This is a genomic window from Trinickia sp. EG282A, assembly GCF_040965455.1.
GTDB lineage: Bacteria > Pseudomonadota > Gammaproteobacteria > Burkholderiales > Burkholderiaceae > Trinickia > Trinickia symbiotica.
Genome location: NZ_JBFRCC010000001.1, coordinates 1,382,244 through 1,397,132, shown reverse-complemented (window position 1 = coordinate 1,397,132; position 14,889 = coordinate 1,382,244). Strand labels below are relative to the sequence as shown.

At 64.5% G+C, this 14,889-nt stretch carries 13 protein-coding genes; 1 reads left to right on the top strand and 12 read right to left on the bottom strand.

The window, feature by feature from the left end; genetic code table 11:
• Nucleotides 1-49: 49 nt before the first annotated feature.
• The 3 genes from AB4Y31_RS06395 to ppsA all read right to left on the bottom strand — a co-directional run bounded on the left by AB4Y31_RS06395 (nt 50) and on the right by ppsA (nt 4,043).
• Nucleotides 50-988 (bottom strand): SPFH domain-containing protein, encoded by a 939-nt coding sequence (locus AB4Y31_RS06395; RefSeq protein ID WP_368673162.1) that lies wholly within the window; start codon nt 986-988, stop codon nt 50-52.
• A gap of 6 nt (nt 989-994) precedes the next feature.
• Nucleotides 995-1,465, bottom strand: a complete 471-nt coding sequence (locus AB4Y31_RS06390; RefSeq protein ID WP_368673161.1) for an NfeD family protein — start codon at nt 1,463-1,465, stop codon at nt 995-997.
• Between the two features lie 169 nt (nt 1,466-1,634).
• Nucleotides 1,635-4,043 (bottom strand): phosphoenolpyruvate synthase, encoded by a 2,409-nt coding sequence (gene ppsA, locus AB4Y31_RS06385; RefSeq protein ID WP_368673160.1) that lies wholly within the window; start codon nt 4,041-4,043, stop codon nt 1,635-1,637.
• A gap of 255 nt (nt 4,044-4,298) precedes the next feature.
• Here ppsA and AB4Y31_RS06380 point away from each other — a divergent pair, with 255 nt between their 5' ends.
• The gene (locus AB4Y31_RS06380; RefSeq protein ID WP_018444214.1) at nt 4,299-5,117 is read left to right on the top strand and encodes a pyruvate, water dikinase regulatory protein; all 819 of its coding nucleotides are present in this window, start codon (nt 4,299-4,301) and stop codon (nt 5,115-5,117) included.
• 25 nt (nt 5,118-5,142) lie between these two features.
• On the opposite strand, the gene AB4Y31_RS06375 is transcribed toward AB4Y31_RS06380, so the two are convergent.
• The 9 genes from AB4Y31_RS06375 to rseP all read right to left on the bottom strand — a co-directional run bounded on the left by AB4Y31_RS06375 (nt 5,143) and on the right by rseP (nt 14,886).
• Nucleotides 5,143-5,922: a TrmH family RNA methyltransferase gene (locus tag AB4Y31_RS06375; protein WP_368673159.1), complete on the bottom strand. Its 780-nt coding sequence runs from the start codon at nt 5,920-5,922 to the stop codon at nt 5,143-5,145.
• Entirely contained in the window at nt 5,919-6,818 is a 900-nt protein-coding gene (gene rnhB, locus AB4Y31_RS06370) for a ribonuclease HII (protein WP_368673466.1), read from the bottom strand. The genes AB4Y31_RS06375 and rnhB overlap by 4 nt, the downstream gene beginning before the upstream one ends.
• A 128-nt stretch (nt 6,819-6,946) precedes the next feature.
• Nucleotides 6,947-8,116 (bottom strand): lipid-A-disaccharide synthase, encoded by a 1,170-nt coding sequence (lpxB, locus tag AB4Y31_RS06365; protein WP_368673158.1) that lies wholly within the window; start codon nt 8,114-8,116, stop codon nt 6,947-6,949.
• Nucleotides 8,117-8,905 (bottom strand): acyl-ACP--UDP-N-acetylglucosamine O-acyltransferase, encoded by a 789-nt coding sequence (gene lpxA / locus AB4Y31_RS06360; protein ID WP_368673157.1) that lies wholly within the window; start codon nt 8,903-8,905, stop codon nt 8,117-8,119.
• Nucleotides 8,906-8,921: 16 nt separating this feature from the next.
• Entirely contained in the window at nt 8,922-9,383 is a 462-nt protein-coding gene (fabZ, locus tag AB4Y31_RS06355; protein WP_018444209.1) for a 3-hydroxyacyl-ACP dehydratase FabZ, read from the bottom strand.
• Between the two features lie 83 nt (nt 9,384-9,466).
• Nucleotides 9,467-10,540, bottom strand: a complete 1,074-nt coding sequence (gene lpxD / locus AB4Y31_RS06350) for a UDP-3-O-(3-hydroxymyristoyl)glucosamine N-acyltransferase (protein WP_368673156.1) — start codon at nt 10,538-10,540, stop codon at nt 9,467-9,469.
• A gap of 20 nt (nt 10,541-10,560) precedes the next feature.
• Nucleotides 10,561-11,100 (bottom strand): OmpH family outer membrane protein, encoded by a 540-nt coding sequence (locus tag AB4Y31_RS06345; protein ID WP_085952756.1) that lies wholly within the window; start codon nt 11,098-11,100, stop codon nt 10,561-10,563.
• Between the two features lie 34 nt (nt 11,101-11,134).
• Complete coding sequence (gene bamA / locus AB4Y31_RS06340; RefSeq protein ID WP_368673155.1) at nt 11,135-13,438, bottom strand: outer membrane protein assembly factor BamA; 2,304 nt, start codon at nt 13,436-13,438, stop codon at nt 11,135-11,137.
• 71 nt (nt 13,439-13,509) lie between these two features.
• Nucleotides 13,510-14,886, bottom strand: a complete 1,377-nt coding sequence (gene rseP / locus AB4Y31_RS06335) for an RIP metalloprotease RseP (RefSeq protein ID WP_018444205.1) — start codon at nt 14,884-14,886, stop codon at nt 13,510-13,512.
• Between the last annotated feature and the right edge of the window lie 3 nt (nt 14,887-14,889).

Here is a 14,889-nt window from a genome sequence, read left to right as displayed (position 1 = left end):
TCGCGGCCACGGCGCCCAGCTTTCGCCGAAACGCCAGCCGTGGCCGAACTCAGCGGATTTCGGCCGCCTGCGCGTTTTTGCCGCGGCTGACGATCGTGAGCGCCGACGCGATCATCGTGCTCAGATCCGACAGATTGCCCGGGACGATCAGCGAATTGCCTGCCTTGGCCAGATTCCCGAACGCGTTCACGTACTGCTCGGCCACTTTGAGGTTCACGGCGTCCATGCCGCCCGTCGACTGAATCGCCTCGGCAATCTTCCTGATCGCCTGCGCGTTGGCTTCGGCCACGGCGAGAATCGCGGCGGCCTCGCCCTGCGCCTGATTGATCGCCGCCTGCCGCTCGCCCTCCGAGCGCTGAATGGCCGCCTCGCGGCCGCCCGACGCGATATTGATCTGCTCCTGCTTGCGGCCTTCCGAGGCGGCGATCAGCGCCCGCTTCTCGCGCTCGGCCGTGATCTGCGCCTGCATCGCATGAAGGATTTCCTTCGGCGGCGTCAGGTCCTTGATCTCGTAGCGCAGTACCTTCACGCCCCAGCTCTCGGCGGCTTCGTCGAGAGCCGCGACGATACTGCGGTTGATGAGATCGCGCTCCTCGAACGTCTTGTCGAGCTCGAGCCGGCCGATGACCGAGCGCAGCGTCGTCTGCGCGAGCTGCGTGATCGCGAGCACGAAGTTGCTCGAGCCATACGACGCCTTCATCGGGTCCGTGACCTGGAAGTACAGCACGCCGTCCACCTGCAGCTGCGTGTTGTCACGCGTGATGCAGACCTGCGCCGGGACGTCGAGCGGAATCTCCTTGAGAACGTGCCGGTAGGCTACGCGGTCCACGAACGGCAGCACGAGGTTCAAGCCGGGCGCGAGCGTCGCATGATAGCGGCCGAACCGCTCGACGACCCACGCATGCTGCTGCGGCACGATCTTGATCGTCTGGGCGGCGATCACGATCACGACCACGAGCAGCACGGGCGCGACGATGGTTATGTCCATTGTTTTTTACTCCTTCGTTGTTGACAGAGGATGGTCGGATCGCGCCGGCTTCTTCTCCACGACGATCAGGCGGTTCGCCCGCACGGCGGCGATCTCGTAGACGCGCGCATCGGCACTCGCTCCGGGCGCGAGCTCCACGTCCCATTCGGCCCCACGGTATGGCACGCGGGCACGGCCGTCGTGCCAGACATGGACCTCGAGCGTTGCGCCGATATCGGGATTGACGTCGGGATTCGTCGACGCATCGCGCCGCGCCTTGCGGCGCCCGAATCGCGAGCGCCGCAGCACGATCACGGCCGCCAGCGCGACGAGCGCGGCGGCCAGGTATTGCTCGGCCGCGCTCGCGCCCGCCCAGTGTGCGATCGCGCCGGCGATGAAGCCGAGCGCGATCATGAGCAGATAGAACGTCCCCGTCAGCAGCTCGGCGACGATCAGCGCCCCCGCGCCAACCCACCAGATAAAGTCGCTCGGCGACATAGTGGTCTCCCCTTTTTCCGATGCGGCTGGAGGCAGCCGAGGACGCCTCGCCGCGGCTAATCGATGCCGGCCGCACCACAAAAAAAAACGCCCCGGTCCTACTACCGAGGCGTTATAGCATGAAGCCGTTGCACCGATGACGTGCAACCTGGAAATCAGACCATTCCGATCAACTGGTTGCCGTAGCCTTTGCGAGCGCCTGCCACGTCTCGATGACCGTGTCCGGGTTCAGCGAGATCGACGAAATACCCTCGTCGGTCAACCACTGCGCGAAGTCGGGGTGATCGGAGGGACCCTGACCGCAGATGCCGACGTACTTGTTCTGGCTCCGGCATGCTTCGATGGCCCGCTTCAACAGGAACTTGACCGCATCGTCGCGCTCGTCGAAATCCGCGGCCAGCAGCTCCATGCCGGAATCGCGGTCGAGCCCGAGCGTCAGCTGCGTCAGGTCGTTCGAGCCGATCGAGAAGCCGTCGAAGTGCTCGAGGAACCGCTCGGCCAGAATCGCATTCGACGGAATCTCGCACATCATGATGAGGCGCAGGCCGTTCACGCCACGCTTTAGGCCGAACTTCGCGAGCAGCCCGATCACGCGCTCGGCCTGCTTCAGCGTCCGCACGAACGGCACCATGATCTCGACGTTCGTGAGCCCCATGTCCTCGCGCACACGCTTGAGCGCGATGCATTCCATCTCGAATGCTTGAGCGAACTCCTGCGCGACGTAGCGCGAAGCGCCGCGGAAACCGAGCATCGGGTTTTCCTCGTCCGGCTCATAACGCGAGCCGCCGATCAGCTTCTTGTACTCGTTCGACTTGAAGTCCGACAGGCGCACGATGACGGGACGCGGATAGAACGCGGCCGCGATCGTCGCCACGCCCTCGGCGAGCTTGTCGACATAGAACGCGCGCGGCGACGCATGGCCGCGCGCCACGCTTTCGACGGCCTTCTTCAAGTCCGGATCGACGTTCGGATACTCAAGGATCGCCTTCGGGTGCACGCCGATGTTGTTGTTGATGATGAACTCGAGCCGCGCGAGGCCGACGCCGGCGCTCGGCAGCTGCGCGAAATCGAACGCGAGCTGCGGATTGCCGACGTTCATCGCGATCTTGACCGGAATCGGCGGCAGATCGCCGCGGTCGATCTCGGTCACTTCCGTCTCGAGCAGACCGTCGTAGATCTTGCCCTCGTCGCCCTCGGCGCACGAGACTGTCACGAGCGTGCCGTCCTTCAGCACGTCGGTGGCGTCGCCGCAGCCGACCACGGCCGGCACGCCGAGCTCGCGCGCGATGATTGCCGCATGGCAGGTACGCCCGCCGCGATTCGTCACGATCGCCGATGCCCGCTTCATGACGGGCTCCCAGTTCGGGTCCGTCATGTCGGCGACGAGCACGTCGCCCGGTTGCACGCGATCCATTTCAGACGGGTCGCGAATGACGCAGACGCGCCCCGCACCGATCTTCTGGCCGATCGCGCGGCCCGTTGCGAGCACCTGCGACTGCCCCTTCAGCTTGAAGCGCTGCTCGACCTTGCCGGCGTTCTGGCTCTTCACGGTCTCAGGGCGCGCCTGCAAAATGAAGATCTTGCCGTCGCGGCCGTCCTTGCCCCATTCGATGTCCATCGGGCGCTTGTAGTGCTGCTCGATGATGACGGCGTACTTCGCGAGCTCGATCACATCGTCGTCCGTGATCGAGAAACGGTTGCGCTGCTCGTGCGCCACGTCCACCGTCTTCACGCGGCCCGGCTCGCCCGGCTGCGTGAACTCCATCTTGATCAGCTTCGAGCCGATCGAGCGCCGGATGATCGGGTACTTGCCCTGGGCCAGCGTCGTCTTGAAGACGTAGAACTCGTCCGGGTTCACCGCGCCCTGCACCACCGTTTCGCCAAGACCGTAGCTCGACGTGATGAAGACGGCGTCCTTGAAGCCCGATTCGGTATCGAGCGTAAACATCACGCCGGCCGCGCCGACATCGGAGCGCACCATGCGCTGCACGCCGGCCGAAAGCGCGACCTCGGCATGCGTGAAGCCTTTGTGGACGCGGTAAGAGATCGCGCGGTCGTTATAGAGCGACGCGAAGACGTGCTTCATGCGATCGAGCACTTCCTCGATGCCGACCACGTTCAAATAGGTTTCCTGCTGGCCCGCGAAAGACGCGTCCGGCAAGTCTTCGGCCGTCGCCGACGAGCGCACGGCAAAAGACAGCTCTTCGGGCGAGCTCTTTTGCAACGTCTCGAAATGGGCGCGAATCTCGGCTTCGAGGCGCGGTTGCAGCGGCGCGTCCGCGATCCATTGCCGGATTTCCTTTCCCGCGGCCGCGAGCGCCTTTACATCGTCGACGTCGAGCGATTCGAGCCGTGCGGCGATCCGCTCGGTCAGCTGGTTGTGCTCGAGGAAATCGCGAAAGGCGAGCGCGGTCGTTGCGAAGCCGGTCGGCACGCGAACGCCCGCCTCGGCCAGCTGGCTGATCATCTCGCCGAGCGACGCATTCTTGCCGCCGACGATTTCGACATCAGTCATTCGCAACTGCTCGAACGGAATTACATACGCCTGGTCCTTTACGACGTTTGCTGCGTTAGACATACAAGCCCCTAAGTGTGAAGAAAATTCTCGGCTGCGCACGCGGGCTTGGATGCGGGAACCGGGCAACCGGCTCCCCGCATCATGCGCAACCTGTTCGATAAGCAATCGCCGGCGCGTTTTGATAGCAATGGCTTATCGAACAGGTTCGTCGCTATTTTACCGTGCCGACTCGCCAAACGGTGGCGGCGGCGCGATAATTGCCGCGCTTCGTCTTTGAAAAGGCCGATCGGCCTTCCCCCACTCGAGCTTTTGTCGATGCCGCCGCCCACCGTATTCATCGTCTCCGACGGTACTGGAATCACTGCCGAAACGTTCGCGCATTCGATCCTGTCCCAGTTCGACCAAAAATTCCGCCTCGTGCGCGTGCCGTTTGTCGATTCGGCCGACAAGGCCTTTGCGACTGTCGAAAAGATCAGCGAATCGGCCGTCCTGGACGGCCGCCGGCCGATCGTCTTCACCACGCTCGTCGATAGCTCGTCGAATTCGATCGTGAAGAACTCGAACGCGCTCGTGCTCGATATCTTCCAGCAGTTCGTCGAACCGCTCGAGCTCGAACTCGACATGAAATCGACGCACGCGGTGGGGCGCGGGCACCAGAACGCCGATACGGAGGAGTACAAGAAGCGGATCGAGGCCATCAATTTCTCGCTGGCCCACGATGACGGTCAATCGAACCGGAATCTTGCCGAAGCCGACGTCATCCTGATCGGCGTCTCGCGCAGCGGCAAAACGCCGACGAGCCTCTATCTGGCCATGCAATACGGCGTGAAGGCGGCGAACTATCCGCTGATCCCCGAGGATTTCGAGCGCGGCAAGCTGCCGACGCCGCTTTTGCAACATCGCGACAAGCTGTTCGGCCTGTCGATCGACGCGCAACGTCTTTCCGAGATCCGCAACGAGCGGCGCCCCGGCAGCAAGTACGCCGCGCTCGAGAATTGCCGCTATGAGATCAACGAGGCCGAGGTGATGATGCGGCGCGAAGGCGTCAAGTGGCTTTCGTCGACGCACAAATCGATCGAGGAAATCGCGACCACGATCTTGCAGGAGATCAAGCTCGATCGACCGGCCTATTGAGCGGCAGCGAAGACACGCGCAGTGCTCAGCCGCGCCGCTGGCGGCACTGCTCGAAAAGACAGATGGCTGCGGCCGCCGCCACGTTCAGCGACTCCATGCCGCCCGGCTGCGGAATCGTCAGCCGGTAGGTCACCGCTTCGCGCCAGGCGAGTGAGACGCCCGCCCCTTCGTTGCCGAACACCCAAGCAACCGGCCCTGACAGATCGCAGTCGTAAAGCGCCGCATCGGCATGAGAATCGGTGATCGCCACGGGCACCGCCAGCCGCTCGACGAGCGTGCGCGGCTCGATGTCCTCGTGCACGTCGAGCAGAAAGTGCGCGCCCATGCCCGAGCGCAGGACTTTCGACGACCACGCGTAAGCGGTCCCCGGTCCGCAAAACACGTGCGTCACGCCGGCCGCGGCCGCGCTGCGCAGGATGGAGCCGACGTTGCCGGCGTCCTGCACCCCGTCAAGCACGACGCAGGTGGTCTCGATCCGCTCCGGCAGTGTCGGCGCAAGCTTCGGTACGACGAAAACCAACCCAACGCCGTTGACCACGTTCGAAACCTGACCGAAAAGCGCCTCCGGCAGCGTGACGACGCGCGATGGATCGATCCGGCCGACGATCGCCTGTGCCTCCGCATGCCGCATGGCCTCGTCCGTCACGACGCAGGTCTCGGGCTCGCCGGCGACGTCGAGATAAGCGCTCGCGAGATGAAAGCCCTCGAGCAGCGCCTGGCCGCTCTTGCGCTGCTGGTGCGTCGAGCCGGCGAGCGCCTTCAGGCGCTTGTAGAGCGGGTTGTCGCGCGAGGTGATCGCTTTCACGGGCGGCGCTCGGCGTCGCGCTCGGTGGCTGCGGCGTCGCTGCCGGCCACGGCCGCGCGCCCGGCCGTTTCGTCGGCGGCCAGCTCCGCGAAAGGTGCCGCGTCGGACGCGCCGGCCTCTGGCGCAAACTCGCCGGCGCCAGCTTCCGCCTCCGCCTGCGCGTCGGCATCGACGAGATCGAATGCTTCCTCGATCGTCGCTGGTGCGACGACGGCGACGCCCCGCGGCAGCTCCACTCGAATGCCGAGCCGCTCGTACGCCTCGCGCACGGGCGCGAAAGAGCGCCGATGATGCTCGCAGGGGCCGTGCGCGAGCAGCGCGGCCAAATGCTGGGGCGTGCTGTAGCCGACATGCGAATCGAATCCGTAGACCGGAAACCGCTCGTGCAGCTCGGCCAACATCCGATCGCGCGTGACCTTGGCCAGAATCGACGCAGCCGAAATCGCGGGCACGAGCGCATCGCCGCCGATGATCGCCTCGCTGCGCACGGACAGCGTGGGGCAACGGTTGCCGTCGATCTTGGCGAGCGTCGGCGTGACGGCCAGCCCTTCGATCGCGCGTTTCATCGCCAGCATCGTCGCATGCAGGATGTTGAGCGTATCGATTTCCTCGACGCTCGCGGAAGCGACGCAATAGGCGATCGAGCGTTCGACGATCTTCTTGTAGAGCGCCTCGCGCGTCTTCGCATTGAGCACCTTCGAATCGTCGAGCCCGCGAATGCGGCGTTTGGGATCGAGAATCACCGCTGCCGCGACGACCGGTCCCGCAAGGGGCCCGCGGCCGGCTTCGTCGACGCCGCAGACGATATCGAGCGGCGACTCGAAATCGAGCGCGGTTTGAGCGAGCTTGGCCGCTCTCACGGTTGCCGCCTTGCCTGTTTTCGTCGTCGCTTTCATCGCCGTCTTCGCCGATGCCGGGGACTTGGCGGACGGGTTCGAATCCGCCTTCGCGTTCTTCGCCGCACTGCGCGCCGGCGCTTTTCCGGTGTCGGATACGCCGGTGCGCCGCTTCGTTGCCGCTGCCGTCATCTGCGCAGCTTCCTTGCTTCGATCACGCGCTCGACGGCCTCTGCCGCGCTTTGCGCCGTGTTCCGCCGCAGCGTGTGATGCATCTGCGTGAATACGTCGACGAGCGTGCGCCGATTCGCCTCGTCGTGCAACTGGGTCAGCGTCGCGTCGGCGAGCGCTTCCGGTGTCGCGAAGTGCTGCAGGATCTCGGGCACGACGAAGCGCCCGGCGAGGATGTTCGGCAGGCCGACGTACGGCAGATAGCCCTGCCGGCGCATGATCTGTCCCGTCAGCCAGGGCACCTTGTAGGAAATCACCATGGGCTTTTTCAGCAGCGCGGCCTCCAGCGTCACGGTGCCGCTCTTGACGAGCACCGCGTCGGCGGCCGTCATCGCGCGCTGCGCATCGCCATCGGTGAGCGTCAGCGCCAGACCGGGGTGCGCGTCGACGAGCGGCTGCAACAACGCGCGCAACGCCGGGGTCGCGGCCGGCATCACGAAACGAACGCCCGGCTCACGCTGCTGGATCAGCGCCATCGTGTCGAAGAAAGTCGGACCGATCAGCGCGATTTCGGAGCGCCGACTGCCGGGCAGCACGGCGATGACGGCGCCGCCTTCGGGCAAGCCCAGCGCCCGGCGCGCGCCGGCCATATCAGGCTCGAGCGGAATGTCGTCGGCAAGAGGATGGCCGACATAGGTGGCCGCCACGCCCGCCTTCTCGAGCAGTTCGATCTCGAATGGAAACACGCAGAGCATGTGATCGACGGCCTTGACGATCTTCTTGATGCGGCCGCCGCGCCAGGCCCAGATCGATGGGCAGACGAAATGGATCGTGGGAATGCCCGCCGCGCGTAGCGCCTCTTCCAGCCCGAAGTTGAAATCGGGGGCATCGACACCGATGAACGCATTCGGCCGCTCGGCGAGCAGCTGACGCTTGAGCTCGCCGCGAATGCCGAGGATTTCGGGGATGTGCCGCAGCGCCTCGACATAGCCGCGTACCGTCAGCTTCTCCATCGGCCAATGCGCCTCGAAGCCGTGAGCGATCATGCGCGGACCGCCAATACCGTAGTAGCGCGTCTCTTCGGGCAAGCGTCGCGCCAGGCCACCCAGCAGCGCGCCTCCGAGCAAATCGCCCGACGGCTCGCCCGCCACCAGGGCGATGCGCAGCGGACTCGTCTCCAACGGCATTTAGCGAATGATGCCGCGCTGCGACGTCTCGATGAACGCAATCAGCTTGCGCACATGCTCGTCGCCATCGCCGCCCGCCGACGCGAGCTCGGCAAGCTGGGCCTTCGCGTCTTCGAGCGAAAGGCCGTTCTTGTAGAGCAAACGATAAGCCGTGCGCAACGCCGAAATCGAATCGGCGGAAAAGCCGCGGCGGCGCAAGCCTTCGACGTTGATGCCGTGCGGCTCGGCCTTGTTGCCGGCCGCCATGACGAACGGCGGCACGTCCTGCACGACGGCCGATGCGCCACCGAGCATCGCATGATCGCCGATCTTGACGAACTGATGGACGCCCGACATCGCCCCGACGATCGCCCAATCGCCGACGGTCACATGTCCGGCCATCTGCGCGTTGTTCGAGAGGATTACGTGGCTGCCGACGCGGCAGTCGTGGGCGATATGAACGTACGCCATGATCCAGTTGTCGTCGCCGACCGTCGTCACGCCGCCGTCCTGGGTCGTGCCCGTGTGAATCGTCGTGAACTCGCGGATCGTATTGCGATCGCCGACGACGAGGCGCGTCGGCTCGCCCTGATACTTCATGTCCTGCGGCCGGCCGCCGATCGACGAGTAGTGGCCGATCCGGTTGGCGGCGCCGAGGGTCGTATGGCCTTCGATCACGCTGTGCGAGCCGACGACGGTGCCTGCTCCGATCACGACATGCGCGCCGACGATGGAGTAGGGACCGATCTCGACATCGTCGGCGAGTTCGGCGCCGGTCTCGACGATTGCGGTGGGATGAATCTTGCTCATGCGGCTTGGCCCTTCCTTATTGATCGCCTGTGTGCTTCACGGTGCACATGAGGTCCGCTTCCGCGGCGGTCACGCCGTCCACTTCCGCGCGCGCCTTGAATTTCCAGATGCCGCGCATGTAGCGCTCGAACGACGCATGCAGGATGAGCTGGTCGCCTGGCTCGACGACCCGCTTGAAGCGCGCACCGTCGATGCCGACGAAGTAGTAAAGCGTCTTCGTGGGATCGTGCGGCTCCTCGGCGAAAGTCAGCAGCGCCGCCGTCTGAGCGAGCGCCTCGAGGATCAGCACGCCCGGCATCACCGGTCGTTGCGGGAAATGCCCCATGAAATAGGGCTCGTTGATCGACACGTTCTTGAGCGCCTTGATGCTCTTGTGCGGCTCCAGCTCGAGCACGCGATCGACGAGCAAGATCGGATAGCGATGCGGCAGCAGGGTAAGAATCTTGTGAATGTCGAGATTGATTTTTTCGGTGCTCATGGTCTGTCTACTCCACGCCTGACTGCGCGGATGATAACTGCGGATACTTCAGGCGCGCAGCGCTCGCGCCGCCGATGACTGCGCTACGCGCCGCCGTCGCGCTTTTCGACTGCCGCCTCCAATGCCTTGATGCGCTCGCGCAGCTTGTCGAGATTGCGCATCAGCGCGGCACTCTTGTTCCATTCCGCGTGCTCGACGGCCGGGAAAGCGCTCGTGTAGATGCCCGCCTTCGGCAACGATTTGGATACCCCCGACTTCGCCGTGACGATCACGTAATCGCCGAGCGTCACGTGCCCCGCGATGCCGACCGCGCCGCCGATCATGCAGTGCTTGCCGATCGTCGTGCTGCCCGCGATGCCGGCACAACCCGCGATCACCGTGTAGGCGCCGATGCGGCAGTTGTGGCCGATCTGGACGAGGTTGTCGATCTTGACGCACTCCTCGATGACGGTATCGGCCATCGCGCCACGATCGATCGTCGTGTTCGCGCCGATTTCGACATCGGCCGCGATCGCCACGCCGCCCACCTGCGGAATCTTGACCCACGTGCCGGTACGCGCGTCCCCGGCCCCGGTGAAGTCCGGAGCGAAACCGAAACCGTCGGAGCCGATGACGGCGCCCGCATGGACGATCGCGCGCGGCCCGATCTTGCAACCGTGATAGACAGTCACGTTCGGGTAGAGATGCGAGCCTTCGCCGATGCTCGTGCCGCGTCCGACGAAGACGTTCGCGTCGAGCCGCGCGCCCTCGTCGACGATCGCACCGGCTTCGATCACGACATGCGGACCGATGACGGCCGTTTTCGCCACTTGCGCGGAAGGATCGACGACGGCGCTCGGATGCACGCCGTGCGGCAATGCCGGCGCCGCGAGATCGATGAACATCTGCGCGACGCGAGCGAAGTAAGCGTAAGGATTCGGCGTGACGATGAAATTACGCCCTTCGTGCGACGAGAGCTTCTCGAGATCCGCCGGCGCGATCAGCACCGCCCCGGCGCGCGTCGCTTCCACTTGTGCGAGGTACTTCGGATTGGCGAGAAACGCGAGCTGATGCGGCTGCGCCTGATCGAGCGGCGCCAGCCCGCCGACGCGCACCGTGGCGTCGCCTACGATCTCACCGCCGAAACGCTGAGCGATTTCTTCCAGCGTCAATGCCATTGCCCTGCGACTCCCGCGGTTCAGTTCGTTGCGGCCGGCTGCGATGCCGCGAGCGCCTTCAGCACCTGATCGGTGATGTCGATGCGCGGGCTCACGTAGACGGCTTCCTGCACGATCAGATCGTAATGCTGCTGCTCGGCGATCTGCTTGATGACCTTGTTGGCCTTGTCGAGCACGGCGGCGAGCTCTTCGTTGCGGCGCTGGTTCAGATCCTCGTTGAACTCGCGGCGCTTGCGCTGGAAATCGCTATCGAGATTCGACAGGTCGCGCTGCTTGTCCGCCCGCTCGGTCGGCGACAACGACGCACCGTTCTTGTCGAGCGCATCCGACATCGTCTTCAAGCGCTGCGCCATGTCGCGCAGATCCTTGTCCCGCTTCGCGAACTCGGCCTCGAGCTTCTTTTGCGCGGCTTGCGCGGCAGCCGATTCGCGCAGGATGCGATCGGAGTTGACGGCCGCGATGCGCGCTTCCTGGCCGACCGCCTGCGCGCTGCCCGCAGCGAGCGCGGCGATCAACGTCGCGGCGCACATCAAGCGTTTCGAAAACGAACCGGTTAGCAAAATCTTCCTCTCGATGCTGTTTGAGCCGACGCGATCAGAACGCCGTCCCGATCTGGAACTGGAACTTCTGGTATTGGTCGCCCGTATGTTTCTGGAGTGGGAAGCCGAGGCTCAGCTTGAGCGGGCCGATCGGCGAGATCCAGGCGAGACCGACACCATAGCCGTACCGCAGGCCGTTCGCCCCCGTACTGTTGCCCAAGCTGCCCCAGACGTTGCCGCCGTCCAGGAACGTGAACACGCGCAGCGTGCGGTCGTAGCCGGTGCCCGGCAGCGGGAACGTCAGCTCGATGTTGCCGACGACCATCCGTGAGCCGCCGATCGGGTCGCCCGTCGTTTGGTCGCGCGGACCGAGCGAACTCGGCTCGTAGCCCCGCACGGAGCCGATACCGCCCGCGAAGTAGTTCTTGAAGATCGGGAAAGGCTTGCCGCCGAGTCCGTTGCCGTAGCCGCCCTGGAGGTTCAGGCCGAGCACGAAGCCGCGCGCGAACGAGTAGTAGTACTGCGCCTGCACGTCGGCCTTGTAGTACTCCGTCGCGCCGATTGGCGTGCCGTATTCGGCGTTCGCCTGCGTGTAGTAGCCGCGGCTCGGCACGAGCGCGCTGTCGCGCGCGTCCCGGGACCAGCCCACGGTCAGCGGAATGTTGTTCGAGACGCGCCCGAACGAGCTCACGTAGTCCTTGTAGCTTTGCGGCGTGTTCGCATCCGTATCGAGCCGGTTCTGCTCGAAGCCCGCGCCGAAGTAGACCGTATCCACTTCGGAGAACGGAATGCCGAATTTCAGGTCGCCGCCCGCCGTGATGATCCGGAAGCTGGAAGTCGTCGAGTAATAGAGCGGCTCGGTCGTGCGGTAGTAGACATCCGTGATTCGCTTGATGCCGTCCACCGTGAAGTATGGATCGACTTGCGTGACCGTCAGCGTCCGGTAAGTGCGCGCCGTGTTGACGTTGACCGAGAGGCTCGTGCCCGAGCCGAACACGTTGTCCTGCGAGACGCCGGCCGACAGGACGACCTTGTCCGTGGACGAAAAGCCGGCACCGAGCGTGATCGCGCCCGTCGGCTTCTCAGCCACCTTCACGTCGACGTCGACCTGGTCCGCCGTGCCTTCCACGGGCACCGTGGTTACGTCGACATCGGTGAAGTAGCCGAGCCGGTTGATGCGGTCTTTCGAGAGCGCGAGGCGGCTCGAATCGAACCACGAGCTTTCGAGCTGGCGCATCTCACGGCGGATCACCTCGTCGCGCGTGCGCGTGTTGCCGTTGATGTTGACGCGCCGCACATAGACGCGCCGGCTCGGATCGACCTGCAACGTCAGCGCCACCTTGTGGTGCTGCTGATCGATATCGGGCTGCGCGTTGACGGTTGCGAACGCATAGCCGTACTCGCCGAGCTTGTCGACGATCGCCTTCGTGGTGGCCTGCAGCTTGTCGGCCGAGAAACGCTCGCCCGGCTTGATCTTGATGAGCTTTTGCAGCTCCGGCCCGCGATCGAGCAGGTTACCGGCGAGCTTGATGCTCGAAATCGTGTAGGGCTCGCCCTCATGCACCGTCAGCGTGAGGTACATGTCTTTCTTGTCGGGCGAGATCGAGACCTGCGTCGACTCGATGTTGAACTCGAGGTAGCCGCGGTTCAGATAGTACTTGCGGACGTTTTCGAGGTCGGTCGTCAGCTTGTCCTTCGCATAAAGGTCGTTCTTCGTGTACCAGGAGAACCAGTTCGGCGTGGAGAGCTGCATTTCGTCGCGCAGCGTGCTCGTGCTGAACGCGTGGTTGCCGACGAAGTTGACCTGGCGAATCTTGGCTTTCGGCCCTTCGGCCACCGAGAACAGAACCGACACACGGTTCTGGTCGAGCGGCGTGACCGTCGTCGTCACTTCGGCCGCGTAAAAGCCGCGCGTCAGATATTGGCGCTTCAACTCCTGCTCCGCGCGATCGACGAGCGACTTGTCGTAATAGCGGCCCTGCGACAAGCCGACGGTCTTCAACGCCTTCAGCAGCGCATCCTTCTCGAACTCGTGCAGCCCCGAGAAGTCGATCGAGGCGATGGCGGGCCGCTCGATCACGTTGACGACGACGACTTCGCCTTCGGTCGAGATGCGTACGTCGTTGAAGAAACCCGTCGCATAGAGTGCGCGAATGGCCTCCGATGCCTTGTCGTCCGTGAACGTATCGCCTTGCTTGATCGGCAGGTAGGCGAACACCGTGCCGGGTTCGATCCGTTGCAGCCCTTCGATTCGGATGTCTTTCACCACGAAAGGCGTCGTTGCATGAGCGACGAGCCCATGAGCGGCGAGCGCCGCGGCCGCGACGGTACTACGAGCAAAGCGATGAGGTTTCAACAACGTGCATCCCCAGTATTTTTAGCTGCAACCATCCTTGAGCGGCCTGCCGAGGACAGGAGCCGCCGGACGCATTAGAAGTGGATTAACCGAGCCAGATCGTTGAATAGCGCGATGGCCGACAAGGCGACGATGCAAACGAGGCCGGCTCTTTGCAAAACGAGCTGCCAGCGTTCCGATACAGCTTTGCCGGTCGCGGCTTCAACCAAATAATATAACAGATGCCCCCCGTCCAATACCGGAATCGGCAATAAGTTCAACACGCCGAGGCTGATGCTCACGAGCGAAAGAAAGGACAGGAAAGGCTCCCATCCGAGGCGCGCGCTCTTGCCCGCATAGTCGGCGATCGTCACGGGACCCGACAGATTCTTGATCGAGGCCTCGCCCGTCAGCATCCGCCCGAACATCCGCAGCGAGTACACGCCGATCTCCCAGGTGCGCCGCGCGCCGCGCGCGACGCTCTCCAGCGGGCCATAGCGGACATCGACCGTCGAGACTTTGGTCGCCAGCGCGGCGCCGATGCGGCCGACCTCGAGGCCCGTCTCGCGATCGCGGCGCGCTTCCGGCGTGACCGTCACGGCGATCGGTTCCTTCGATGCGCCGCCACGTTCGATGCGCAGGACGATCGGGCGTCCGGCGTGCGACTTGACATAGGCAATGAACGCCTGAGCCCCATCGACGCGCCGGCCATCGACGCCGCGCAGCGAATCCCCCGGGGCCAGGCCGGCGCGCGCGGCCGCGCTGCCGGGCTCGACGGCGGCGACCGAGAGCGTCCCGCCTTCGTCGAAGCCGAGTTTCGACATGAAATCATCGTCGACGTCGCGATCGGAAACCTTGCTGAGATCGACCTGAAAGTCGTAGACGCCGTGCCCGTCGCGTGCGCGCATGACCACGCGCTTGTGATCGAATGCCGCATCGAGCAGCTTCCAGCGCAAGTCCGACCATGACCGCACGGGCTCGATATCCGCGCCGTGTTCGTCGCCGATCGAGAGGATCGTCTCGCCGCCTTCGAAGCCCGCGCGCGCGGCGACGGTGCCGGCCGGCGGCGTCGCCAGGGTCGCCGTCGGCTCGACGACGCCCGTCGCGAAGACGACCGCGAAGAGCACGATCGCCAGCACGAAGTTGGCAAGCGGACCGGCGAGCACGATCGCGATACGTTTCACCACGGATTGCCGGTTGAACGCGAACGGCAGATCCTTCTCGTCGATGCCCGGACCGGGGTCGCGCTCGTCGAGCATCTTCACGTACCCGCCTAGCGGCAAAGCGGAAATCGTCCACTCCGTCCCGCTCTTTTTGCCGACCCAGCGCACGAGCGGGCTGCCGAAGCCGATCGAAAACCGCAGCACCTTGACGCCGCACAGCCGAGCGACGCTGAAGTGCCCGTACTCGTGTACGACCACGAGCACGCCGATTGCGACGGCGAATGCGGCGATTTCGATCAGCACGTTCATCGA